Raw genomic sequence first — 24,411 nt, 5'->3', positions numbered from 1 at the left:
TAAAAAAAATTTTTTTACAGGGTAATTGAAATGGAAATAAAAACTATCCAAACAGATGTGTTAATAATTGGATCTGGTGGAGCAGGTTCAAGAGCAGCTATTGAAGTTGATGATGCTGGTTTAAAGGCAACAATTGTATCTAAAGGCCTATCATTCAGATCTGGTTGTACTGGAATGGCAGAAGGAGGATACAATGCAGTATTTAAAACAGTTGATAAGGATGACTCCATAGACGCCCATATTTTCGACACTCTAAAAGGCGGAAGCTATCTAAATGACAAAAAACTGGTTGAAATACTTGTAAACGAATCTCCAAAAAGACTTATTGATCTTGAAAATTATGGTGCATTATTTGACAGGCAGGAATCTGGCCAAATTGACCAAAGGCCATTTGGAGGTCAAACCTACAGAAGAACCTGTTATCAAGGAGACAGAACCGGTGCAGAACTATTGAACGCTCTTAAAGAAGAAATCATTAAGAGAGATATTGAATGCATTGAAGAAGTAATGATAACTTCACTCATTACCGATGATGAGCAAGTTATCGGTGCCACTGGTTTTGACCTTAAGGATTCCAGTTTAATTTATTTCAAATCAAAATCCGTTATTCTTGCAAGTGGAGGAGCTGGACAATTATACCCTGTAACATCCAACACCTTCCAAAAAAATGGGGATGGATATGCAATAGCATACCGTGCCGGAGCCGATTTAGTTGACATGGAACAAATTCAGTTCCACCCAACAGGAATGGTAGCACCTGAATCAAAAAAAGGAGTGCTTGTAACTGAAGCTGTAAGAGCAGAAGGTGGAAAACTCATAAACAGTGAAGGTGAAAGGTTCATGAGCAAATATGCTCCTGAAAAAATGGAATTGGCCACACGTGATGTTGTTGCCCGTTCAATATATCAGGAAATCATTGAAGGCAGAGGAACTGAAAACGGTGGAGTATACCTTGACATTTCACACTTAGATGATGATTATATTGAAGAAAAACTCGAAACAATGGTTCTGCAATTTGAAAATGTTGGTGTAGACATTAAACATGGGCCAATTGAGGTAGCTCCAACTGCACACCACTTTATGGGTGGTTTAAAAATCGATACCGATGCATCAAGTTCCATCAAAAACTTGTTCGGAGCGGGTGAAGTTTGCGGTGGAGTTCACGGAGCAAACCGTTTAGGCGGTAATGCACTAGCCGATACTCAGGTATTCGGTAAAATCGCTGGTGTAAGTGCATCTGAAGCTGCTAAAGCTAGTGAATTAAAAACTAATGAAGAACAAGTTCAAGAGGAAGCATCAAGAATTGAAGGCTTAATTAAAGAAGGCTCAATTAAACCACAAGAATTTAAAAATAGAATCAAAAATTTAATGTGGGAAAAGGTAGCTATTGTGCGTGAAGAAAAAACATTAAACGAGGCTTTAAAACAACTTCAAGAAATGCAAAAAGAACTTGTCAACTTAGATGTAAGCAAAAAAACCCAATATAATACCGATTTAGTAACCGCTTTAGAAGTAATTAATATGGTTGAAATCTGTATTTTAACCGTTAAATCAGCAATATTGCGTAGAGAAAGCCGTGGAGCACACTTTAGATCTGATTTCCCTGAAACAAAAGACGAATGGAAAAAGAGTATAATAATAAACAAAAATAAAATAGAATTTGAAGCTAGATAGCTTCTTTTAATTCTTTTATAGCTTGTCTAGCTTTCGCATAAATTTCATCTTCATCTAAAGTTGTTAACTTTTTATTTTCCATTAATATTTTACCATTACAGATGGTGGTATCTACATTTGAACCATTTGCAGAGTAAACCACATTGGAACTTAAAGATGAACTGTCTGGAGTCATGTTTGCAGCGTTGGTATCAATTAAAATAATATCCGCTTTTTTACCAACTTCAATAGACCCGATTTCATCACTTAAACCTAATGCTTCAGCACCTTTAATTGTTGCCATTTCAATTGATTCATCTGAATTTAAAACTTTAGGATTGAGTGTTGATACTTTTTGAAGTAAGCTGGCTGTTTTTAACTCTTCAATTAAATCTAAATTATTATTTGAAGAAGCACCATCAGTACCTATTGAAACACAAACGCCCTTTTCAATCAATTTAGAAACAGGAGCAACTCCTGAAGCCAATTTCATGTTACTGCATGGGTTATGTGAAACCTTAACATCATGTTTTTTGATTATTTCAATTTCTTCATCGCTTAACCATACACAATGTGCTGCAACAACATCGGATCCTAAAAAGCCAATTTTTTCTAAATATTCAAAAGGTCTTAGGCCTTTTTCATCTAAACTATCATTGATTTCTTTTTGAGTCTCCGAAACATGTATATGAATTCCCATATTATATTCATCAGCTAATTCGCGTACTTTAATCAACAATTCTTCAGATGCAGTATATGGTGAATGTGGACCGAAAAATACTTTTATTCTTCCATCTGCCATGCCATTACAAGCATTATATAAAGCCAAGTTTTCTTTAATTTCAGCTTCTCTTTTCTCAGCATCCCCAAAATCTATCATTCCATATGATAATACTGCTCTAATACCCGCATCGTCTACTGCACGTGCAACATCTTCCATGTAAAAGTACATGTCAGAAAATGTGGTTGTTCCTGATTTAATTAATTCGACTGCTCCCAATAGAGCACCAATATAACAATAATCACCATTTAGATTTGCTTCCATTGGCCAAATATGATCATTTAACCAACTATCTAAACTTAAATCGTCTGCAAGGCCTCTAAATAATGTCATTGATAAATGAGTATGAGTATTGATTAATCCTGGAAGTAATATTTTTCCTTCTGCATCGATGATTTTATCAACATTGCTTTCATCAATTTCATCGGAAATTTCAGCGATTAAATCATCTTTGATTAATAATGATTGTTTTTTGTTTTCAAAACTATTTGGATTTAAAATTAATGCATTCTTAATTAAGATAGTATTATTCATAATAACACCTAAAAAAATAAAAAAAGAAAATAGCTAAAAACTATTTATAAGTTTTTGATAGCTAATTTAATATCATCTGCTTTAACAGTTTTACGTTTTGCGATTTTAGCAACAGCGTTTGCTTCTTTAGCAACGTCACGAGCAACTTCTTCTAAGTATTCTGCTAATGCTGCTTTTGCATCATCACTAACTCTTTCTGCGCCAGCTTCTTTAATGATTCTTGCGATAGGAGCTTTTGGTATTTCAGACATATTTTTCACCTCACAAAATTCAATTAAAGCTTATGACTAATTTAATTAATAATAAGCTAAATAAGATATAAGATATCCTAATATTTAAATATTTTGCTAAAATATGCCATGATTTAAAAATCGGATATTAAAAATAACAAGAATTTAAAAATAAAAGTAATAATTTTAATATTTATCAATGAAAGATATTAATAATATAATTTAAATATTAATATAAGATAAAAAAATTTGAGAAGATATGATGAAAATAAAAATTGCTGTTCCTTCAAAAGGACGAATCAGTGAACCTTCAATAAACATCTTAGAGAAAGCAGGTTTAGGATTAATTGATAAAAATAATCGTAAATTAATTTCAGAAACATTTAATGAAAATATAGAGGTAATGTTTGCAAGAGCATCAGATATTCCAGAATTTGTAAATGATGGTGTGGCAGATATGGGAATAACTGGTGTCGATTTAATTAAAGAAAATGAAGCAGATGTTGTTGAACTACTGGATTTAAGATTCGGACAAACAAAATTTGTTCTAGCTGCTCCCGAAGAATCAAACATCAATAGCATAGATGACATTAAAGAGGATATGAAAGTAGCTACCGAATTTCCGGTTTTAACAGAAAAATATTTACAAGAAAAAGGATTAAATTTAAAAATCATTAAATTGAGTGGATCTACCGAAGCCGCCCCGTTTATTGGCATAGCTGACTTGATAACAGATTTAACCAGTACCGGTACAACACTTAAAATGAATCATTTGGAAATAATTGATACAATCCTAGACAGCACTATTAAACTCATCGCAAATCATGACAGTTTAAATGAGAAAAAAGAATTAATTGAATCCGTTAGTACAAGCATAAAAGGTGTGCTTGATGCTGAAAGGAAAAAATTAATTATGATGAATGTTTATGAAAATGATTTAGATAAAGTCAAACAAGTAATGCCTTCAATGGGTGGTTTAACAATATCAGAAGTATTATCAGATAAAAAAACAGTTGCAGTACAAGCAGTAATCGACGAAAAACAAGTTTTTGAACTTGTAAATGATTTGAGAAATGCTGGTGCACGTGATATTTTAGTTGTTCCAATTGAAAGAATCATATAGGGTTGGTTAAAATTTTTAGATTAAAAAGCATAATTTCAATAAAAGACTTTGAAAGAGAAGATGTTGAATATATTCTTGATGAAGCAGAAAAACTGGAAAATATCGCTCAATCTAAAGAAGTTTCAAATGAACTAAAAGGTAAAATCCTTGGTTTAATGTTCTTTGAACCATCAACAAGGACAAGAATGTCATTTGAAACAGCAATGAAACGTTTGGGTGGAGACGGAATAGGTTTTGAAAATAGCGGATCAAGCTCTGTTTCTAAAGGTGAAAGTATTGCAGATACTGCAAAAATGTTTGAAGGATATTGTGATGCACTGGTAATAAGACACGAACTTGAAGGAGTATCAAAATTCATCTCAGATATTGTAGACGTTCCTGTAATAAATGCGGGAGATGGCGCAGGTCAGCATCCAACACAAACCTTGCTCGATTTATACACAATCAGAAAGGAAATAGGTAAAATTGACGATATAAAAATTGCTTTAATCGGAGATCTAAAATATGGCCGTACTGTCCACTCACTATCTAATGCATTAGGTTTATTTAACAACATCAAAATCTATTTAGTATCCCCGCCAGAACTTAGAATGCCTCAAGAAATTCTTATTGATTTAAACAAAACCAACGTGGAATATGTAGTGGCGGATAAAATTGAAGATGTTATTGAAGACGTTGATGTATTATATGTGACTAGAATCCAAAAAGAGCGTTTTGTTGATGTTGAAGATTATATAAAAATTAAAGGTGCTTATGTAATTAACAAAAAAATGTTAGAAGGTAAGGACTTAATCGTAATGCACCCTTTACCTAGAATTGATGAAATCGATACAGATGTCGATGACACAAAATATAACAAATATTTCACTCAAGCTGCAAATGCGGTTCCAGTGAGAATGGCAATTTTAAAAACATTAATAAAAAACAACCCTAAATAGTATAAAGAGCTGTTTCAAGTAAAGTTTCATCGCATTGAAGTTTGATTATATTAGTTCTTCCTTTTCCACGACCACGTGAAATGGTATTAGTTGAAATAATACCCAATAATTCAAGCTCATTAATGAAATCAAATATCCTTCTGTAAGTTACAGCATCACTTTTAGAAATTTCTGTGTATGAATCATAAAGTTTTCCAGAAGTTATTTCCTCTTTTTGTCTGGTCAATGTTAAAATAGCTTCAAGAACCCTTTGCTGTTGAAGAGGTAAAGTGGATAAAATTTCACTAACTTTATTGTGCTCAATTCTATCTTTAGCTTTTCTTACATGTTCACCTGTGACTTTTTCTGCTGATTCATCAAAAGCAAGTTCACCAGCATTTTTAAGCAAATCCAAAGCATATCTTGCATCACCTTCTTCTTTAGCAGCCATTGCTGAACATAATGGAATAACATCATCATCCAAAACATCCTCGTTGAATGATAATTCCGCCCTTTCAGACAATATGTCAGATAATTGATCTGCTCCATAAGGTGGAAATACAATTTCTTTATCGTTTAGACTGCTTGTTACTCTGGATTTAATTAAATTCTTAAAATCAAGATAATTACTAATTGATAAAACTGCGACGTTGTTAGTCCTTGTTAATGTGTATAATATTCCATCACCATCTTTATCAAGTAAAATATCAATTTCGTCTAAAATAACAATTAAAAGTAATTTTTTACCAAATGCATTAGTTCTGAATAAATCCCTGAACGCATTGACAACTTCACCTTTTGTCCAACCACGACTAGGCACGTCACGTCCAAGCCTATTACATAATTCTGCAATAACCTGGTATTCAGTTGTGAAATCTGTACACCTAATATGCTCTACTTTAATGAATGCATTTTCATTACTTGCAGCTTCGAGTAGTTGTTCACGTGCAAATTTAGATGCTGCTGTTTTTCCTGTACCTGTCTTTCCGTATAGAGTGAGATTAGAAGGAGTTACGCCATCTAATGCATCAACCCAATTTTTTGCAATTTCTCTTATTTGTTCATCTCTGTGTACTAACTTATCAGGCAAAAATCTATGATCAAGAGGTTTTTTATCTTTGAATATTGTGTTTTGTCTACGACCTCCGAATAAACTTTCATCCTCAAAAATGTTTGCCATACTCTCACCTTTAAAAAAATATTACTAATCAACATAAAAATATAAAATTATGATAAGTATAATTTCCAGTGTTAATATTATAAAATAGGTATTTAATAAAGGTTTTTATTACAAATTTATAAAATAGTATGAAAATTGCGATATGAACAAAAAAGATATCGTTTTAAAAAATCTCAGAATCGAAATTAATTACATTAAATTTTAATTAATGGTAATATATTAATTTAAAATTCTCTAATTTAATTTTAAAGAGTGATAAACAATTTTAAAAATAAATATGAAATGGTAGTATTTCAAATATAAAATAACAATTTCAAGTGTAAATATTTGGAAAAATTACAATTTTTTGAGTGCTAAAACAGGAAAATAAGCGTTGTTTTTCAAAAAATTTTTGAGAGTAATACCAAAGACAGAGAGGTCCATTTCAAGTGTAACATTTTTTTTAAAAAACCGAAAATCAAGAGGTGGATTTCAAGTGTAACGAAAAGCAAAATCCGATATGAAAAATCTAAAAAAATAAACAATCAGTGACGCTTCCCGAAATTGAAAAACAGCCAAGAATGAGGGAGATAAATTTCAAGTGTTTACAGTTGAAATATACCCCTTCAGTCTTACAATATCAACAAAAACCTTACACTTGAAACACATCCCTCCCTCTCTAAATGAACATATCGTTCTCATTGGAAGGATGGACATTAATAGTAGGTCTGCCAAATTTCAAGTCAATTAACCAAATACAATGTAATTTTGATTTAAAAACTTTTTTAAGTGTTTTAATTAATTCATTTTTAGTTAAACCATCTTCAAATATCTGATCAGTAACAACAAATTGCTGTAAGATATCTTGCGCAACCTGGAGTTCAAAGTCAACTAAAAAATTATTCAAACCAAAGTTCAATTCCATGATAAAATCTTTTTTTGTTAGATCGTCTGCGCTTTTCATCAAGTTCAGATGTTCAGGAGCAACTTGTGTAGCACAGGCAATAACAATACAATCTTTGCCTTCAGGTTTCACGACATCCATAATATTATCTTTTGGAAATTCAATAATGAAATGAAAATCGGCATTTTCATCATATTTGACTTCTCTTAATAAATCTTCATCAGATAACCATTTTTTTACATTTTCTTCAATGCTCATATTATCATCTTTTAAAAAAATTTATAATAAATTATTTATTTTTTTATTATATATATTAAACTATGATTGAATATAATAATTTAGTTAATGATATTTTATCGCTAAAATCAACTTCAATAAGCTTGTATGTCTTTATTGTTTTAGCATTATTGTTATCATTAGCAATTGATATTATATTCGGAGAGCTGCCAACAAGAATACATCCTGTTGTTATTGTTGGATCTTTGATTGATTTTTTCAAAAGAATTTTCATCAATGTCAAAAATAAGTTATCTGGCCTGCTGGTTGTTTTATGTGTGTTGATTGTTTCAACTATCATTTTGTATTTGATTTATTTGGTTTGTTCTTTTAATCTGATTTTGTTATTTATTGTATTTACAATATTATTATCATCCACATTTTCTGTAAACATGTTATTACAGACAGCGATTGATGTAGCAAATGCATTAAACGAAAGCATTGATAAAGCAAGGCAATTGGTGTCATACCTAGTCAGTCGTGAAACAGACCAGCTAACAGAATCGTTCATTGTTTCAGCAACAATTGAAAGTTTAACTGAAAATATAACTGATTCTTATGTTGCTCCGGTATTTTACTATTTTGTTTTCGGTGCAGTAATTCTGTATTCACCTATTGATACTGCATTGTTTTATTTGCTGCTAGTACCAATGTTTTATCGTATATTCAACACTCTTGATGCAATGCTTGGGTACAAAACCGAAGAATTGAACCATATAGGTTATTTCCCTGCAAAAATTGATGATATATTGAATTTCATTCCTTCAAGACTTTCAGGAATATTCGTTGTTTTTTCAGCTTATTTACTTAAACTGGATTGGAAGAATGCTTATAAGATTATGATGAGGGATGCTAGAAAATGCCCTTCACCAAATTCAGGTTTTACAATGGCACCTACCGCCGGCGCTTTAAACATTCAATTAATCAAAAAAGATACTTATATTTTAGGTGATGACAATAAAGATATAACAGCAGACGATATTTCAAAGGCTGTTAAGCTGTCAAAATTAACTATAATATTGTTTACAATAACTATTATATTCCTATTTACATTACTGTTTGTGATATTATGAAAGTAGCTATCATTTCCGTATCAGATAAAGGTCAAGAATTGGCTTTTGATTTAAAAGATAAATTGGATTTAGATTCAACAATAATAATGTGTGATTTATATCATAAAAATGTTAAAAAGTATTTTCCAATTTTATTTCACGAATATGATGCGATAATTGCAATAATGGCTTCTGGAATATTGATAAGATCCATTGCACCATTAATAGAATCTAAACTGACTGATCCTGCAGTTGTAAACATTGATGATAATGGCAGATTTGCTATTTCAACGCTTTCGGGACATCTAGGCGGAGCCAATAAACTAACCAAAAAGATAAGCAATTTGATTAATGCAACACCGGTTATCACCACATCAACAGATGTGAATAATAAGTTGGGTATTGATGTTTTGGCTCGTGACTTGTATTTATCGATTGATAATTCAAAAGAGATTCTATACTTTAATAAGGCCATTTTGGAAGGTCGTGAAATTTCCTTAACCGTCAACCCAAATAAAAATTTTGAATATTTATTTGAATATTTAAACAACACCAATATGGAAATAAACGTTTCGATTTATTACTCATCAAAAATTAATACGGATGAAATACTTGTCAGCGTTGATGAGCACAAACTCATATTGAAAGAGAAAAAGATAGTCGTTGGAATTGGCTGTAGGCGTGGCAAAGAATGTGAAAAAATCCGCGATGGATTTATGAAATCGTTGGATGACTTGAATATTCGTCAGTCCAGGGTGAATCTTCTAACATCAGCCGAGATAAAAAAGGATGAGAAAGGTATTTTGGAATTATCTGAAAGTTTGGGAATACCTGTTGAATTTGTTGAAATAGATAAATTGAAGTTGTTTGAATCCAATGATGTTAGTAAATCCGAATTCGTATATTCAAAATTTGGAATCTACGGTGTCTGTGAACCTTCAGCATTAATAATGGCAGGTTTTGAGTCAAAATTAATTTATAAAAAGACTTCTTATGATGGCGTTACAATATCTGTGGCGGTTTCAAGATAGTTAAAAAAAATAGTAAAATAAAAAAAGCTATTTAAATAGCTTCTAATTTAGAAAGAACTTCCCAAATTAAAGTTCTTGCGTGAACAGGAATATTAGGATCATTACTGATTTCGTCTAATTTTCCAAGTACAGTACTTATTCTTACTGATTGATCTTGCTCATCATCTTTTAATAAATCACAAGATTGACTAGCTGCTTCTCTAATATTACGAGGAACAGTGTTATTATCTGAAATATAGTTAAGGATTTCACATACTTCTTCAATTGCTTGATTGCTCATTCGGCTTCCCTCCATAAAAAAATGATTAAAATAAGTAAAATAACTATTAGTTTAATATTTGTTACTAATCAATTTAAATACTTTTTGGTAGTGATAATTTTTTCTTTAGAAAAATTTATATTAAATTAAATTAGAATTATTATACATGTCAGATATAAGCAAAACCACAATAAACTTACCTGTAGAATTAAAAAAAGAATTAAAAAAATTAGCAATCGATGAAGACACTTCTTTATCCGGATTAATTATAAAAATGATTGAAGAAGGATTAATAAGTAGAAACAAAGCAGATTTAATTTCAGATGAAGACTAATCAAGTTCTTCTACTGAATTTAACATCAATGTATTGAATTGGGTTTTTGCACTTTCTTCAACAAAAACTGCAAGCAGCATAGCTTCTTTTAAATCATCGCCTACACAAATCACACCATGATTTTTTAATATTAGCACGTCATCATCACCGATTCCTTCGGCGGCACTTTTTGCAAGTTCATCGGTTCCCGGTTTTTCATATTCGATAAAAGGCAAATATGGATTTTTAATTTCGCCGAAACCTTCCAATCTTTTAAGTTTTTTATCTGAAAAGGCAAATCCTGTTGCATATGGTGAGTGAGTGTGTACAATAGCATTAACGTCTGATCTTTTTTTATAGATTCCTAAATGCATATTTACTTCAGAAGACGGTTTGCCTTTTGTGAGCACATTCCCTTCCATATTGACCAGTACTATATCTTCTTCATTAAGCTGGGACAATGATTTCAAAGTAGGAGTGATAGCAACAACATCTCCAAATCTTGCACTAACATTTCCAGCTTTTCCAGAAACTAAACCTTTATTATAAATTTCATTACAAACGTCAATGATTTCAGCAACATTTTTTTTCATTAAACAACACCTTATAAAAATTTGAAATGCTTATATTTTCCTTTATGAAGAATCGGAACTTCTGCTGGAGTCGGTTCGATATTATATATTTTTTGGAACTCGGTCTGAGTCTGAAAAGTACCTGAATTAATCAAATGAACCCCTTTGAATTTTCTGTAGCTGTTTACGTGAACATGGCCTGTATGCAGGACATCTGGAACTTGATCAATCACGAGGTAATCTTCAAGTTCTGATGCAAGGGGAGTTCTTTCACCATAAAGTGGAGCTAAATGTCTTTTTTGCAATAATTCTTCCATTATTTCATCATTTTTTTCATAACTGAATGATTTTACAGCCATTACCATATCGTCAAAACTACGTCCATGATAAATTAAAACATTAATTCCATCAAGTGAAACTACACCAGGATTTGAAATGAATTCAACATTGTCAAGTTCGTATAACGCTTTTGCATATTCTTCAGGCACTGCTGGCTGAGGTTCTGCTACTCTTGATGCATCGTGGTTTCCAGGAGCGATGATAATTTTGATGTCACTTCTAATATTTCCTAAAAATCTGGCAGCTTCATTGTATTGCTCTGTAATATCCTTAATGACAAGCTCTTTATCTTGATTCGGATACACACCAATACCATCCACAATATCTCCACCGATTATAAGATATTTTACATCTTCAGCAACCTTTCTTTGCTCTTCTGTACCTTGTTCACAGTTAATCCAATCAATAAATCTTTGGAATGCATCTTCAAGGAAGGTTAAGCTACCAATATGAACATCTGACAGGAATACAATTCCGAAATCCATTTTTTTTTCAGGAACACTTAATACACCAGGATTAATGATTTCTTGGCCAAATGCAAAGTTTGAATCGTCACTTTTATTTGCAATAACACCAACAACTTCATCTTTAACAAGCTTTTCAGCTTCAGCAAATAATTCTTCGTTTTTATTTGAAAATAAAACAGAGATATTTCCAGTATCATCTTCAAATTCAACGATTTTATGACCGTTCTTACTGGATCTTATTTCACGGACCATCAATATCAGGCTTAAACTATCCATTCCATCATCAATATCGGCGATTTTTGTATAGTTTCTGAGTTCTGGCCTTTTTGATAATATATTTGCCAATTTTTCATATCTACTTCTAAAATAAGCGATTAAGTTTTCTATCTCTCCGCTGGTGTATGATTTTTTACTTGTATCTTGGATGATTTTAAAGTCATATTTAACATTAGTTTTTTGCTCATTTCTTTTAAATTTAATTTTAGTGTCTTTAATTGTTTCAGAAGCTTCCTCAATAATTTCATTGACATGTTTTTCAGGTTCATCACTTTCTTTTTTAAGAGAATCTATTGAAGTAGGTTTTTTTGGAACTTCTTTATTTTTTTGAGCAATGTTAGTCTTTTGTGGTGTTTTATCAACTTCTTTTTCAATTAAAGTGTCTTGATTTTCACTTTTTTTGGTTGTTTTTTTACCTAATATTTCGTCGATAGTTTCGCCACTGACTGAAACTAAGTCTTTTGAAGTGAATTTATCACTTTTTAATTTGACTATTAAAGTAGATGCAAAATTTAAAGGATTTTCTTCATTAATGACTTTTTCATAAGCTTCAGGTGATAGGTTTATTCCTTTTTTTGCAAATTTCAATAGAATTTTATTAGTTGACATATTGATAAAAATTTTATTTTTTTATATTAATAAACTTTGAGAATTTGAAAAAACAATATTAATTTTAAATTGAAAATTTGGGTTATATTTATTATATATTAGACATATATTTTAAAGTATTATATAATCTATATTTATAGAGAATAATGATTGTGATAAAATGGCAAACAAAATACTTAGAATTGTATTGATAATAGTGTTATTTATTGTATTTTTTGAATTAGGTCTTTTTAGTTCATATACTATTGTTACAGCTGAAGCTCCTAACGTTCAAGGATTAATAGATATGCAAATATCAAAAATTCAAGAATTTTTTAATCCTGAAAAAGTAAACGACGTATTAATAAAAGACCCAACTCCAGTAAACATTTCAAATAAGAAAGATGTTGCACTTAAGATGGAATCGCTATCGCAAGTAGATGGCGTAAATATTAATTCAATGAATATAACAACCTATGATGATACTGACAATGAGAATTTAACAGTTAATATTGAAGCATTAGGTTATGCTTCACCGAAATCAAGTTCCGGTCAGATTATCATTAGTCAAGATCCGTCTTACAAAGTAATTGCTACCGCTCAGGCATCTTTCAAAGAAAATGGTCTAAGAGTTGATGAAAATACATTAGAAATAACTTCAATTTTAAAACTGTACTAGTGATATAATGATTAATGTTATAGGAATCGGTCAAAATAGAGACAACATGACTTTAGGAGCCCTAAAAGCTATTGAAGAGTCCGATGTCATCATCGGTTATAAAAAGTATATTAACCAGATTGATGATTTAATTGAAGGAAAAGAAATAATTAAAAAAGGAATGGGTGATGAAATAGTTAGGGCAGAATTTGCTATAAAGAGAAGTCAGGAAGGCCAGACAGTTTCATTAATCAGTTCCGGAGATCCTGGGGTCTTTGGAATGGCAAATGTATTATATCAAATTGTAAGTAAATATGAGGATGTTGAAATTAAGGTATATCCTGGTGTTTCAGCGCTTAATTATGCAGCAAGTCATTTAGGCGCTCCTTTACATGATTTTGCAGCAATAAGCTTAAGCAATATTTTAACTCCATTATCTGAAATCGAAAAAAAGTTAAGATACGCTCTTGAAGCAAATTTGATTATTGCAATTTATAATCCTATAAGCAAAACCCGTAAGGAACCTTTCAGAAGATTTAAACAAGCGGTTTTAGATATTAAAGGCGAAGATGCATTAATAGGCATCATTGATAGTACTTATGAGCCTCCAAAAACTACAATTGTTAAAGTTAAAGATTTGTCAGAAGACATAGTCAACATGTCCTGCACATTAATTGTTGGAAATGATATAACTTACGTTCAAGACGATAAGCTAATTACACCAAGAGGATATGTTATTAGGTCTAAAATCCATCCATTATCACAAAATCATTATGAAAAATTCTTAAATGGTGACGTTCCGCATGGACCAAATAGGGAATGTGAATTCTATCCTTGCCATTGGGATGGCCAGTACTGCGATTTCTGCTATTGTCCGTTTTACCCATGTGGAGATTCTGCAACTGGAGGAGAATGGATTAAGGGAAAAGGCGTATGGAACTGTACAAATTGTCACTGGTTACATACCAAGGAAGCTGTTGAATGTTTACGAGAGCCTTTAGAAAACATTCTTGAAGAAGTTGAAGATTTAAAAACCAAAAAGAAAACATTATTAAAACTTAGAAAAGCATGCTTATTAAAAACTAATCCAAATGATCTTTAGGGGAATTTGAATTGTCAATTAAAAATCTTTTAATAGAAATGAAAAATATGTCGGAGTTAATGGTGGATTTAGCTTATTCAGCTGTTTTATTTAATAGTAAAGCTGCAGCTGAAGAAGTTATTGCATTGGAAAATGAAGTTAACTCTATGAACTATGAAATTAAAAAAGAATCGTTAGTGGCGGCGAGATCTTATGAAGATGCGGAAAAATTAACCGCTTTACTTGAGATTGCTGAAGCCGCTGAAAGTATAGCAAACGCGGCTAAAGATTTAGCTGATTTGGTAATAACCGGGTTTAAACCACACCCTGTATTTAAAATGGTTATGGAAGAGTCTGATAAAAGTATTGTAAGAGTTACAATATCAGATAATTCAGATTTAGCAAATAATACTTTAGGCGATTTATTATTGGTAAATCGTACTGGTATGCGAGTAATTGCAATCAGAAGAGGTACATCCTGGATTTATGGACCGGACAAACGTACCATGCTTTTACCTGCAGATACATTAATTTTGAAAGGAACAGATGAAGGCGCCGATTTGCTTGAAAAATTGGCTGCGGGAACTTGTTCACTAGAAGATATTCCAGAAGAATTAGAAGATGAAAACTAGGAAGTGAAAGAAATGATTATGGGTAGTGATATGTGTGACAGACAAACAGAAGAAGATTCGCACTCCGCTATCTGTATTTTCAACATTTCCTGATTTTGTTGAAGAACACAGCTCTGTTATTAAAGAAAGTCTTATAGCATTATTGATTTGTGCTATAGGCGATTTGTGCGCCGGTGTTATCTTAGGTAAGATGACCTTTTTCCTTGAAACATTCCCAGGTTTATTAGTGGTAATTCCTGGAGCTATCGGCATGAGAGGAAATATTTTCGGTTCTTTTGCCTCCAGATTATCAACCAACCTGCACATCGGTATTATATCACCGGAGTTTGAATTTTCAGAGCAATTGAATTATAATATCTTTGCATCCTTTGTTTTAACAATGGTATTGTCCTTGTTTTTAGCAATTATAGCTAAAATGTTATGTATTTTATTACATCAACCTTCAATGAGCATAATCGATTTCATGTTGATTTGTGTTATTGCAGGCATAATTTCAAACTTGATAATGCTTCCGATTACAATGTTCATTTCATTCAAAAGTTTTGAACATGGATGGGATCCGGATAATATTACAAGCCCAATCATTGCGGCATTCGGTGATTTATTTACATTGCCGGCCATTATCGCATCAATTTACATTTTAAAGGCACTTGTCTTTAAGGATGTCATTCTTGTTATAATATTGATTGCTATTGCCTTGAGTTTTGTTTACTGCTACAGATTGTCTTATGAAACAAATACAATTTTAAAGCAATCCACCCCGGTTCTACTTTTATGTTCCTTTTTAGGAGGAGCGGCCGGAAGTATATTAAACTCAGCAGTTGAAACATTGCTTACAAATCCAAGCTTATTGACTCTCTTGCCACTATTTTCAGGAGAAAGTGGAAGTTTAATTAGTATTTTAGGAGCTAGATTATCTTCAGGTCTCCACTCAGGTTTAATAGAACCGTTCACAAAACCTGAAGGGGAAGCGCTTCACAATTTCATGATTTGCTTTATTTTAGCTGTCATAATCTTCCCAATAATTGGTCTTTTGGCTGAAGGATCATCTTTTGCTTTAGGTTTGGTTGGCGTTGGATTTGATAAGATAGTTCAAATATCAACAATATCCGGAATAATTCTGGTAGCAATCATGATTACCCTTGTTTATTATGTGTCAATAACATCATATAATCGCAATTTAGACCCAGATAATATTGTTATTCCTATTTCAACCAGTATAACTGATTCAATTTCCAGTTTAGTATTGATTTCAGTTTCTTTGCTTATATTAGGAGCTTTAATTTAAACTATGAATAAAATAGAAGCTATAAAACACATATTAAGAATCATTATCATTTAAATTGCTAATTTATCAAATTAAAAAATTTTTGGATAATCCAACTATGCTTCTATTTCAATTTCATAGGCTAGTACATTAACAAGTTAATGGCTAACAACGAATAGTAACTTGCTAGAAAGATATACGCTATAGCAAGCACTATCTTTTCAACTGCCACTAACATCCTCCTGCACAAAGTGCAAATTTTCATGATATACTTATAAAAACACCTATTACATGTTTAATTTTTATTAGTGTTTTAGAATTGGTTATTTAATTTTAATTCTATATATATTTGATTAAATTTTAAAAACAATATTGTATTGACTTTAAAAAATTGTTTTGACAATGAAATTTGCTTTAATCCTATAAATTTAGAAAATTAGAAACTTTTAAATATAAAAATTTTCAAATATTATATCGACATCTGATGATGTTAGAGGTCACTAACAGACCTATTATATGTTTAATGAATAAGGATTTGCTAAAATTTGTTATCAAATTTTTCCTTATTCAATATTTAAATTTTTTTTATAAAAATAATCAATTTTGCTAATACCAAGCTCTTAAAATTAATTCACAATCATTTGTTCTAAAGTAATCATATTCTAAAAAATCTTCATCAAAATTTTTCGGAACAGATACCAAAAGAGCCTTCGGATGGGGATTGTCCAGATGGACAAAGGCCACGGCACTCGTATCATCATAAAACTCAATTTCATTGTTTAAGTAAATTTCACTGGATATCGCCGTTTTCCAGTATTTCTCTTTAACAACTCTTGTTGTATCCACCATATATGACAAATCGTATGTTTCACTATCATCAATCAATAAATAGTAATCGGCCGTTTTGAAATTGCTGTCAAAGACTTTAAAGTAGTTGCAGCTGCATTCGGCCTGATTATGATGTTTGTTGCATTTTCCTTCGTTTTCAAAATCTTTAATTACATAGCTTTTGTAAAAGTCACATTTCACAAGTCTTGTCATGGAAAATGTGGTCTTGCCTTCATCATCCTCTCCAATCTTTACACTTGAAATATCACTTTCCTTAGGCTTTAACTCAATTGAGGAATGAATTTTTGAATTAAACAGTTTTTCATAGACTAATTTTTCGTAATTTTTTCCAAGAGCAATCAGTTTAAAATATGCAACACTGTTCGGAACAACCTGTCCTTCATCATTAACTATTGCAAGTCCAGGTGTACCGCTGGCATAGTCATTCCAATTTTCAGGAACTCCTGGATTGTTAATTAAATTGTCAATAACTTCCGAGATTAGTTTTTCCATATTGTTGTTTTCTGTTGCCTTGATTGCCTTTTCGGCCGAATTTTCGATAGATTCAAGAATCACGCCGAAAATCAGTAGAATTATAATTAAAATCATACTTATTTCAATAGCTTTCATTTCCAACCAATCCGTATTTTTTTCTGTGTGAATCGTCTAAAATCAAGCTGTTCCAATCATCGGGGTCAATTTTTTCTCCATTGTAGTGGTCTGCAAACACTACATGGTCGGAACAGGATAGTGTTTCATTATTGAGAGGTGTGTGTGTTTGAATAAACACTTCCAGACCATAATGCGGACACTTTCCCTTTCCTTCAAGCCGGCACAAATAACAGCTTCCGTCTGCACTTTCATGAAAGTATCCGCTGTCAAGGCAATCCCTTAAAACGCCATGATCGCCATGATGAATATAAGGGTCATAAGGACATTTTTTTATATTTAATGGTGCTGTTGCTTCAATATATGATTCGGGGGAATCAAGATCATGTAAAAGCATATATGCCGATAGTGCGGTTTTATAATGTATTTCATCATCATATGCCATCACTCCGGAGACAATTGTGAGTTTTGCTATTGGAAGCGGATCTCTTAAACCTTCAATTGATGAATTTCTCTCAATAATTTGATTAAATTCCTCATTACCTTTTTTACCTTTTAATTTAACTTTGAATAATACTTTCCAAGGAGAATCGGTAGGTTCCACTGAAATTGCTTCTGATGATAAATCAATATTGTATTTTTCCTTAAATTCTTGGTTTTTCTCTTTTAATATATTATTTAAATTCTTTTTAATCTGATCTTCACTATTCAAAACAGGCAGGCCATTGTATACTTTTTGGGTGGCTTCAGCTATTGAATCCCTTCCCATCAGTTCTAAATTCGCTGAATAATCATCAATAATGTATTTAAAATTGTCATTTGATTCAGAATTGATGTTTGAGTTTTGAATGTAATTAATACTTGTTAAAACAAAAATACAAATAATCAGCAATCCTACAATCAGAATTGCAGTCGTGCCTACTATTATATTACCTTTTGAGTCAAGTTTTTTTCTTTTCATTTTTTAAAATTTAGATAGATATTTATAAATTAATTGCCGAAGTGCGACTGTATGATTTTTCAAAAAAATGTTAATACGATTTGATGAAAATACAAAAAATAGTATTAAAAAAAATACCTATTTATATTATTTAAGATAAATTATACTTATTGAAAATTATAGGAGGATTCACATGTCCGATACTGTAAGAACATGGCGTCATATACAACAAAGATACAATCTTATAGGTTCCAAATGTAACACTTGTGGTGAAGTATTTTTCCCATCACGTGTAGTTTGTCCTAATTGTAGGAGAAAAGGAGACCTTGAACCTTTCCAATTTTCAGGAAAAGGAAAAATATATACTTATTCAGTAATTAGATCAGCACCTGATGACTTTAAAAAATCAGCTCCATATGCTGTAGCGGTCATTGAACTTGAAGAAGGTGCAAAATTAACCACCCAATTAGTCGATTGTGATGTGGATTCACTCGAAATCGGTGACGATGTTGAAATGGTATTTAGAAGAGTTAGAGAAGATGGAGAAGACGGAGTAATCTCATATGGATACAAGTTCAAAGTTATCAAATAATACTGGCGTAATTCTTGTCAGCCATGGCAGTACCTTGCCTTACGCTGAAGAAGTATTTGTCGAAATTAAAGAAAAGTTTATCAAAAAAACAGGCCTTGCAACTGAAATAGGTTACATGAAAGTTTCAGAGCCTACTATTGCCGGTGCTGTTGAAATCCTTAAGGATGAAGTTGATGATTTGAATAAAATCATAGCTTTGCCTGTATTTTTAGCACCTGGAATTCACACAAACATTGATATTCCACAATTGTTAGGTTTGGAACCGCTTGAAGTCGATCCTAGATGTCCCGACGGAAACTATCCTGCAGAACATTATTTGTCAATTGCAGATGATGTTGATTTCGACGGCGAAATTGAGCTGTTAAGCTGCATTGGACCTAGGGATGAGCTTTTAGACATTATTGATAAAAGGATTAATGAAGCTTTAGCAGAGTCTGAATTGGATGATAGTGCAAAAACAGGTATTTTGCTTGTAACCCACGGATCAAGACTAAATTATAATAAGGAATTTGCAACCGCGTTATACAATAAATTTGAAAAAACATGCGAAGTGCCATCAAGCTTCGGTTTCATGGAACTATGCGGTCCAAGCATTCCAGAATCCATTAATAAATTGGTGGATGAAAACGATTTGGAAAGATTGGTGGTTGTACCTATCTTCATTGCTCCTGGAATGCACACAACTCATGACATTCCACACATTTTAGGATTTTTGGAAGAGCATGAACATGAGCATTCACATTCCCATGGCCACGGCGACCATGACCATGTGCATGACTTGACCCCAGTTGAGTTCGAGGGGGAAATATTGTATCCGGAGCCTATTAAAGCGGATGACATTCTGATAGATATTTTAGTTTCAATGGTTGAGGAAAAATTATGATTTTTCCTATATTTTTTTGAAAAATTTTTTAATCAATATAACTTAATGGAATTTAATTTAAAATTTAATTTTGGAGATAAATTATGGCGGATAAAAAAACAGGAGTAATGCTTTTAAGTCACGGTTCAAGACTTCCGGACGGTAAAGAGGTAATTGAAGCTTATAAAAAAATGTATCAAGAGGAATTTCCAGACATTCCTGTTGAATATGGATTTATGGAAATTAGAAAACCAGGAATACCTGAAACTATTAACAAATTAACCAGTGAAAACGATTTGGATAAAATAATTGTTGTCCCTGTATTTGTCGCTCATGGACTTCACACAAAAAGGGATATTCCGGGCCTTCTTGGCATTGAAAGCGATTTTGATGAAGAAGAGGCTCATGGTCATCATCACCACCATCATGACCACGATGAGCATGACCACCATCACGGGCATCATCATCACCACCATCATGACCACGATGATGAGGAATTTGAATTTGATGGTGAAATCGTATTGACAGACCCGTTGGGAATTGATCCTCGCTTGTACGATATTATTAAGGACAGAGTTTCAGAACATTTGTAGTTCTGAATTTTTTTTCTTTTTTTATTAACACTTATAAGTTTTAAAAATTATACTAATATTCATGACTCTTAGAATCTCTGATATTGGTGAGAAAGAATTAGTTAAATACATCATTTCTAATTTTAAAAGCATAACACCAGACGATACAGCTATTACTCCATTTCAAGATACTAATTTGATTTCTACAACCGACATGCTAATTCAATCAAGACATTTTCCCAAAAACATGTCTTATTTTGACATGGGATTTAAGGCAGTCACTGTTAATGTAAGTGATTTAGCAGCTATGGGCGCGGAACCTTTAGGTTTTTTACTCGCTGTCGCACTTCCTAAGGATTTAAAACTTGATTCATTTAAAAAAATATTAGATGGGGTTCTTCAAGCTTGTGATTATTATAATATTCCGCTAATTGGCGGGGACACCAATGAGGCATCCGAAATTATTATCACAGGAACTGCACTGGGTGCAACGGATAAACCATTAATGAAAGATACTTATTCTAAAGGTGATTTAATAGCCATTACAGGAGACATTGGCCATGCCCCATTAGGTTTCGAAATTAATACTTTTGATAATATTTACACCAAAAAAGCCTTAAGGCCAGAAGCCCGCATAAAAGAGGGTTTGATTTTAAGGGATTTTGCGACATCCGCCACCGATATCACTGATGGTCTTGCAAGTGAATTGTATACCATTAAAAAAGACGGTTATGGATTCATGATTCATGAAGAGATGTTAAATATCTCTGATGAGTTTAAATCTTTAGCTAAGGAGTTAAATTTGGATTATTTGGATTTAATACTTAATGTCGGAGAGGACTTTGAGCTGCTGTTTACAATATCCAAAGAGAATTTGGAAATCCTGCCAATTGATTGTATAGTAATCGGTGAGGTTACGGATTCAGATGTTGTTGAATTAACCTTGAAAAACGGTTTTGTTGAAATGATTGAAAATAATGGCTATGAGCATTATGTTAGTGAGTAGGGATCTGTATAAGAAAAGTTCCAAGACCCAAAAGATTCGCTGTGAGATTTGTGCAAATTACTGTAAAATTGCAGATGGTCATGTTGGGGTTTGTCGCCAGCACAAAAACATCAACGGCGAGCTGTTTGATGTGTCTTATGGAATTGTTTCATCTTTAAGTCCGGACCCTGTTGAAAAAAAGCCGTTGAATCATTTTCTGCCAGGGACATTTACATACTCCATCGGTGGTTTTGGATGCAACATGACATGTTTGCATTGCCAGAACTATATGATATCACACCAATATGATGAAAATTCCAGAGGTGTTAAGATAACGCCGGAAGCAATCGTGGAAAATGCACTTAACTATAATTGCAAGTCAATTGCTTGGACCTATAATGAACCTACGATACACTTGACTTTCAGCAAGAAAACTTCTCTTTTGGCTAAAGCAAAAAACCTGAAAGTAATCTATGTGACAAACGGATACTTTTCCGACAAGTCCCTCGCCGAAGTTTTGAGTTTTGTCGATGCATTCAACATAGACTTGAAGTCAATGTCTAGGGATTTCTACAAAAAGGTTTGTGGTGCAGATCTTGACATTGTTTTGGATAACATAAAAAGAGTATATGATGAGGGCAAGCATCTGGAGATAACAAACCTCATAATTAATGATTATAATGATTCTATTGAGGAAATTACTGAGTTGTGCGATTTTGTCGTTGATGAATTGGACTGTAATGTTCCTCTTCATTTTTCAAGAGCCTTTCCCTATTATAAAATGAATGATATTTCACCGACAAGGCCTGAAATTCTGTTTAAGGCAAAGGAGATAGCCCTAGATAAGGGTATTAATAATGTTTATCTTGGAAATATTTAGTTATTTCAGGTTTTTCATATGTTATGTTTCCAATAATAAATCCATTTTCGAAGGATATTAAAAAATAGAATTTTTAAAATTGAATAAGGATAAATTTGTTAAACAAATTTTGACACATCCCTATTCAACATATATAACTATAGGTTAGCATTTTGCCACCTAACATCATAAGATGTCAAATGATATTTTAAATATCAAAATATATAAATGTTTTTATTTGGTCTAATTTTTAATTAAAACAATATTTTAATGTTAAAACATTTTTATATGCTTATGACAATATTTATTTGTAAAAATAACAAATTTTAAATAGTTTTGAATGGATATATTGAATTCTAAAACACTAATATAATAATTTCTAACTATAGGTGTTTTTATGAAATGGAAAGAGAATTCAATTAAAAACACTCCAATCAAATTTGGAGAATTAGTATTTTGACTGTTGAAAATATAGTGCTTGCTATCTCTTATTTATTCCTAGCAAGTTACTACATATTGTTGGCCATTAACTTGTTTATGTAAAACAATCTATGATGTCGGATTGGAAGCTTAGTTGGATTTCATCCCGAAATTTTCTAATTTGATAAACCGACAATTTAAATGACGATTAGCTTTAATATGTGTTTTATAGTTTCCTTTTCTACACATAGTTCAAAAAATCTTCATTATTTCCATTCTTAAAACACCACAAATAGTTTGTGAAACAATTGATATTTCATGCTTCCAATAATTCTGCTTTTATTTTAAAAAAAGTAAATTAAAAGTTAGTTCATTCTCCAAAACTAACTCTTTCGAATTTTTCTAATGTTTTAAGTGATTTTGTTGCATCAACACCAACTTTAGTGGTTGTTCCATCACTTTCAGCAACCGGATCTAATGAAGAACCTCGAACATTTGGAACAATCATAATGTCGCGGTCACCTTTAACACGGGTGGATATTGCATATTCGACATCTTCGGCATCAAATATGTTTACATCAGTGTCTACAGCAACGCAATGCTTAAGTGAAGGGTGTGCAGATAATGCTGCCATTATTGCATTTTTACCGTCACCTTCAGTTTGCTTGTTGATTGATACGACAGCATGCAACCAGCAACAGCCTCCTTCAGTCAAAACAACATTTTCAACAGTAGGAACTGCATTTTTAACAGCTTTGAATATTCTAGGTTCCTGTGGAAGGCCCTGCAATAGTTTGTGTTCAAATCCTGCAGGGATAATTGCATGATAACATGGATTATCCTTTTTGATATGCATTTTACTTAAGTTGATGATTGGCTGGTCACGAATGATGTCATAAGTGTCAGTCAAATCGACAAAAGGCCCTTCAGCGACAGTTTCACTTACAGAAATCTTACCTTCTAAAATAATGTCCGCCTGTGGAACTTCTAAATCTCCACATTTGATCAATTCAAGTTCACCGTCTTTAAAGGCATTGGCAACTTCCATTTCATTGTAATCGATTGGTATTGAAGTAGTACTTGCAAGCAATATTGCCGGATCCATTCCAATAGCTATTGCAATATCTAAATCCTCACCTGCTTTTTGTGCGTTCTGGAAGTAAGTATAAAGGTTTCTTGGCACTATTCTGATGACTAATCTTTTATTGTCAAGAACCATCATTCTATGAATTGAAGCATTTTGAATGCCTGTGACAGGGTCACGTGCAAATACGACACCAGCAGTAATGTATGCTCCACCATCTCTTTTATAATGGGTTAAAATAGGGATTTTGTCTAAGTCAATATCTAAAGTATCATATGCTGAAAAATCTGTAAAGTTAGTAACTTTAATAGGGTTTTCCATTGCAGCAATGATTTTTTCAGTAATTTCAGAAACTTCACAGTTAATTGATTTTGCAATTTTATCACGGGTATTGCAAATTCCTGTTATAACCGGCATGTCATAGCCTTTTGGATTTTTAACAATTACAGTATCTTTGGGGTATTGTCTTAAAACTTTTGATATTTCGTATTCAGACGATAATTCATCTGAAATTTCTATAATGTTTTCATCTGTAAGGTTCATACTAT

At 32.1% G+C, this 24,411-nt stretch carries 25 protein-coding genes; 15 read left to right on the top strand and 10 right to left on the bottom strand.

What is annotated here, in order from left to right:
- Positions 1–30 precede the first annotated feature (30 nt).
- Positions 31–1,674 (top strand): fumarate reductase (CoM/CoB) subunit TfrA, encoded by a 1,644-nt coding sequence (gene tfrA, locus IKS50_RS04935; RefSeq protein WP_292846249.1) that lies wholly within the window; start codon positions 31–33, stop codon positions 1,672–1,674.
- Here tfrA and IKS50_RS04930 read toward each other — a convergent pair.
- Together IKS50_RS04930 and IKS50_RS04925 are read right to left on the bottom strand one after the other, a co-directional pair.
- Entirely contained in the window at positions 1,667–2,971 is a 1,305-nt protein-coding gene (locus tag IKS50_RS04930) for an amidohydrolase family protein (RefSeq protein ID WP_292846315.1), read from the bottom strand. The two genes, tfrA and IKS50_RS04930, sit on opposite strands and share 8 nt — an antisense overlap.
- A gap of 41 nt (positions 2,972–3,012) precedes the next feature.
- Positions 3,013–3,219 carry a histone family protein gene (locus IKS50_RS04925; RefSeq protein ID WP_292846246.1) on the bottom strand — a complete coding sequence of 69 codons (207 nt, stop codon included), beginning with the start codon at positions 3,217–3,219 and terminating at the stop codon, positions 3,013–3,015.
- A gap of 241 nt (positions 3,220–3,460) precedes the next feature.
- On the opposite strand from IKS50_RS04925, the gene hisG reads away from it, so the two are divergent.
- Both hisG and pyrB read left to right on the top strand, forming a co-directional pair.
- Positions 3,461–4,321 carry an ATP phosphoribosyltransferase gene (hisG, locus tag IKS50_RS04920; protein WP_292846312.1) on the top strand — a complete coding sequence of 287 codons (861 nt, stop codon included), beginning with the start codon at positions 3,461–3,463 and terminating at the stop codon, positions 4,319–4,321.
- Between the two features lie 2 nt (positions 4,322–4,323).
- A complete protein-coding gene (pyrB, locus tag IKS50_RS04915; protein WP_292846243.1) occupies positions 4,324–5,259 on the top strand; it encodes an aspartate carbamoyltransferase in 936 nt (311 codons plus the stop codon).
- Here the strand turns inward: pyrB and IKS50_RS04910 are convergent.
- Together IKS50_RS04910 and IKS50_RS04905 are read right to left on the bottom strand one after the other, a co-directional pair.
- The gene (locus tag IKS50_RS04910) at positions 5,252–6,418 is read right to left on the bottom strand and encodes a Cdc6/Cdc18 family protein (protein ID WP_292846240.1); all 1,167 of its coding nucleotides are present in this window, start codon (positions 6,416–6,418) and stop codon (positions 5,252–5,254) included. The two genes, pyrB and IKS50_RS04910, sit on opposite strands and share 8 nt — an antisense overlap.
- A 658-nt stretch (positions 6,419–7,076) precedes the next feature.
- Positions 7,077–7,559, bottom strand: coding sequence for a DUF2299 domain-containing protein (locus tag IKS50_RS04905; RefSeq protein WP_292846237.1), 483 nt, complete (start codon positions 7,557–7,559; stop codon positions 7,077–7,079).
- A 62-nt stretch (positions 7,560–7,621) separates the two neighbouring features.
- On the opposite strand from IKS50_RS04905, the gene IKS50_RS04900 reads away from it, so the two are divergent.
- Together IKS50_RS04900 and IKS50_RS04895 are read left to right on the top strand one after the other, a co-directional pair.
- On the top strand, positions 7,622–8,650 hold the full coding sequence (locus IKS50_RS04900; RefSeq protein WP_292846234.1) for a cobalamin biosynthesis protein: 1,029 nt from the start codon (positions 7,622–7,624) through the stop codon (positions 8,648–8,650).
- The gene (locus IKS50_RS04895; RefSeq protein WP_292846231.1) at positions 8,647–9,660 is read left to right on the top strand and encodes a cobalt-precorrin 5A hydrolase; all 1,014 of its coding nucleotides are present in this window, start codon (positions 8,647–8,649) and stop codon (positions 9,658–9,660) included. The genes IKS50_RS04900 and IKS50_RS04895 overlap by 4 nt, the downstream gene beginning before the upstream one ends.
- Positions 9,661–9,691: 31 nt before the next feature.
- Here the strand turns inward: IKS50_RS04895 and IKS50_RS04890 are convergent, their stop codons facing one another.
- Complete coding sequence (locus IKS50_RS04890; RefSeq protein WP_292846228.1) at positions 9,692–9,940, bottom strand: UPF0147 family protein; 249 nt, start codon at positions 9,938–9,940, stop codon at positions 9,692–9,694.
- 145 nt (positions 9,941–10,085) lie between these two features.
- Here IKS50_RS04890 and IKS50_RS04885 point away from each other — a divergent pair, with 145 nt between their 5' ends.
- Positions 10,086–10,253 (top strand): Met repressor, encoded by a 168-nt coding sequence (locus IKS50_RS04885; RefSeq protein WP_292846225.1) that lies wholly within the window; start codon positions 10,086–10,088, stop codon positions 10,251–10,253.
- On the opposite strand, the gene IKS50_RS04880 is transcribed toward IKS50_RS04885, so the two are convergent.
- A complete protein-coding gene (locus IKS50_RS04880) occupies positions 10,250–10,825 on the bottom strand; it encodes a class II aldolase/adducin family protein (RefSeq protein ID WP_292846222.1) in 576 nt (191 codons plus the stop codon). The two genes, IKS50_RS04885 and IKS50_RS04880, sit on opposite strands and share 4 nt — an antisense overlap.
- 11 nt (positions 10,826–10,836) lie before the next feature.
- Entirely contained in the window at positions 10,837–12,495 is a 1,659-nt protein-coding gene (locus IKS50_RS04875; protein ID WP_292846219.1) for a DNA-directed DNA polymerase II small subunit, read from the bottom strand.
- Between the two features lie 160 nt (positions 12,496–12,655).
- Between IKS50_RS04875 and IKS50_RS04870 the strand changes: the two genes are divergently transcribed.
- The 4 genes from IKS50_RS04870 to IKS50_RS04855 are packed head-to-tail and all read left to right on the top strand — an operon-like array spanning position 12,656 to position 16,133.
- Complete coding sequence (locus IKS50_RS04870; RefSeq protein WP_292846216.1) at positions 12,656–13,153, top strand: hypothetical protein; 498 nt, start codon at positions 12,656–12,658, stop codon at positions 13,151–13,153.
- A gap of 7 nt (positions 13,154–13,160) precedes the next feature.
- A complete protein-coding gene (gene cobJ / locus IKS50_RS04865; RefSeq protein ID WP_292846214.1) occupies positions 13,161–14,234 on the top strand; it encodes a precorrin-3B C(17)-methyltransferase in 1,074 nt (357 codons plus the stop codon).
- An 11-nt stretch (positions 14,235–14,245) separates the two neighbouring features.
- The gene (locus tag IKS50_RS04860) at positions 14,246–14,845 is read left to right on the top strand and encodes a potassium channel family protein (protein ID WP_292846211.1); all 600 of its coding nucleotides are present in this window, start codon (positions 14,246–14,248) and stop codon (positions 14,843–14,845) included.
- Positions 14,846–14,879: 34 nt separating this feature from the next.
- Positions 14,880–16,133: a magnesium transporter gene (locus tag IKS50_RS04855; RefSeq protein ID WP_292846208.1), complete on the top strand. Its 1,254-nt coding sequence runs from the start codon at positions 14,880–14,882 to the stop codon at positions 16,131–16,133.
- A gap of 585 nt (positions 16,134–16,718) precedes the next feature.
- On the opposite strand, the gene IKS50_RS04850 is transcribed toward IKS50_RS04855, so the two are convergent.
- Both IKS50_RS04850 and IKS50_RS04845 read right to left on the bottom strand, forming a co-directional pair.
- Positions 16,719–17,570: a hypothetical protein gene (locus IKS50_RS04850; protein WP_292846205.1), complete on the bottom strand. Its 852-nt coding sequence runs from the start codon at positions 17,568–17,570 to the stop codon at positions 16,719–16,721.
- Positions 17,557–18,510, bottom strand: a complete 954-nt coding sequence (locus tag IKS50_RS04845; RefSeq protein WP_292846202.1) for a hypothetical protein — start codon at positions 18,508–18,510, stop codon at positions 17,557–17,559. The genes IKS50_RS04850 and IKS50_RS04845 overlap by 14 nt, the downstream gene beginning before the upstream one ends.
- A gap of 172 nt (positions 18,511–18,682) precedes the next feature.
- Here IKS50_RS04845 and IKS50_RS04840 point away from each other — a divergent pair, with 172 nt between their 5' ends.
- The 5 genes from IKS50_RS04840 to amrS all read left to right on the top strand — a co-directional run bounded on the left by IKS50_RS04840 (position 18,683) and on the right by amrS (position 22,380).
- The gene (locus tag IKS50_RS04840; RefSeq protein WP_116592943.1) at positions 18,683–19,081 is read left to right on the top strand and encodes a Zn-ribbon domain-containing OB-fold protein; all 399 of its coding nucleotides are present in this window, start codon (positions 18,683–18,685) and stop codon (positions 19,079–19,081) included.
- Positions 19,053–19,964, top strand: coding sequence for a sirohydrochlorin nickelochelatase (cfbA, locus tag IKS50_RS04835; protein WP_292846199.1), 912 nt, complete (start codon positions 19,053–19,055; stop codon positions 19,962–19,964). Before IKS50_RS04840 ends, cfbA (IKS50_RS04835) begins: the two co-directional genes overlap by 29 nt.
- 83 nt (positions 19,965–20,047) lie before the next feature.
- Positions 20,048–20,536, top strand: a complete 489-nt coding sequence (gene cfbA, locus IKS50_RS04830) for a sirohydrochlorin nickelochelatase (RefSeq protein WP_394357522.1) — start codon at positions 20,048–20,050, stop codon at positions 20,534–20,536.
- 61 nt (positions 20,537–20,597) lie between these two features.
- Positions 20,598–21,521, top strand: a complete 924-nt coding sequence (thiL, locus tag IKS50_RS04825) for a thiamine-phosphate kinase (RefSeq protein WP_292846194.1) — start codon at positions 20,598–20,600, stop codon at positions 21,519–21,521.
- Entirely contained in the window at positions 21,508–22,380 is an 873-nt protein-coding gene (gene amrS / locus IKS50_RS04820) for an AmmeMemoRadiSam system radical SAM enzyme (protein ID WP_366664924.1), read from the top strand. Before thiL ends, amrS begins: the two co-directional genes overlap by 14 nt.
- 769 nt (positions 22,381–23,149) lie before the next feature.
- Here amrS and IKS50_RS04815 read toward each other — a convergent pair.
- Positions 23,150–24,406 (bottom strand): UbiD family decarboxylase, encoded by a 1,257-nt coding sequence (locus IKS50_RS04815; RefSeq protein WP_292846186.1) that lies wholly within the window; start codon positions 24,404–24,406, stop codon positions 23,150–23,152.
- Positions 24,407–24,411 lie beyond the last annotated feature (5 nt).

The organism is Methanobrevibacter sp., from assembly GCF_017539065.1.
In the GTDB taxonomy this organism is placed as follows: Archaea; Methanobacteriota; Methanobacteria; order Methanobacteriales; family Methanobacteriaceae; genus Methanocatella.
The sequence above is the reverse complement of the archived record's forward strand: the minus strand, read 5'-3'. Positions and strand labels throughout refer to the sequence as shown.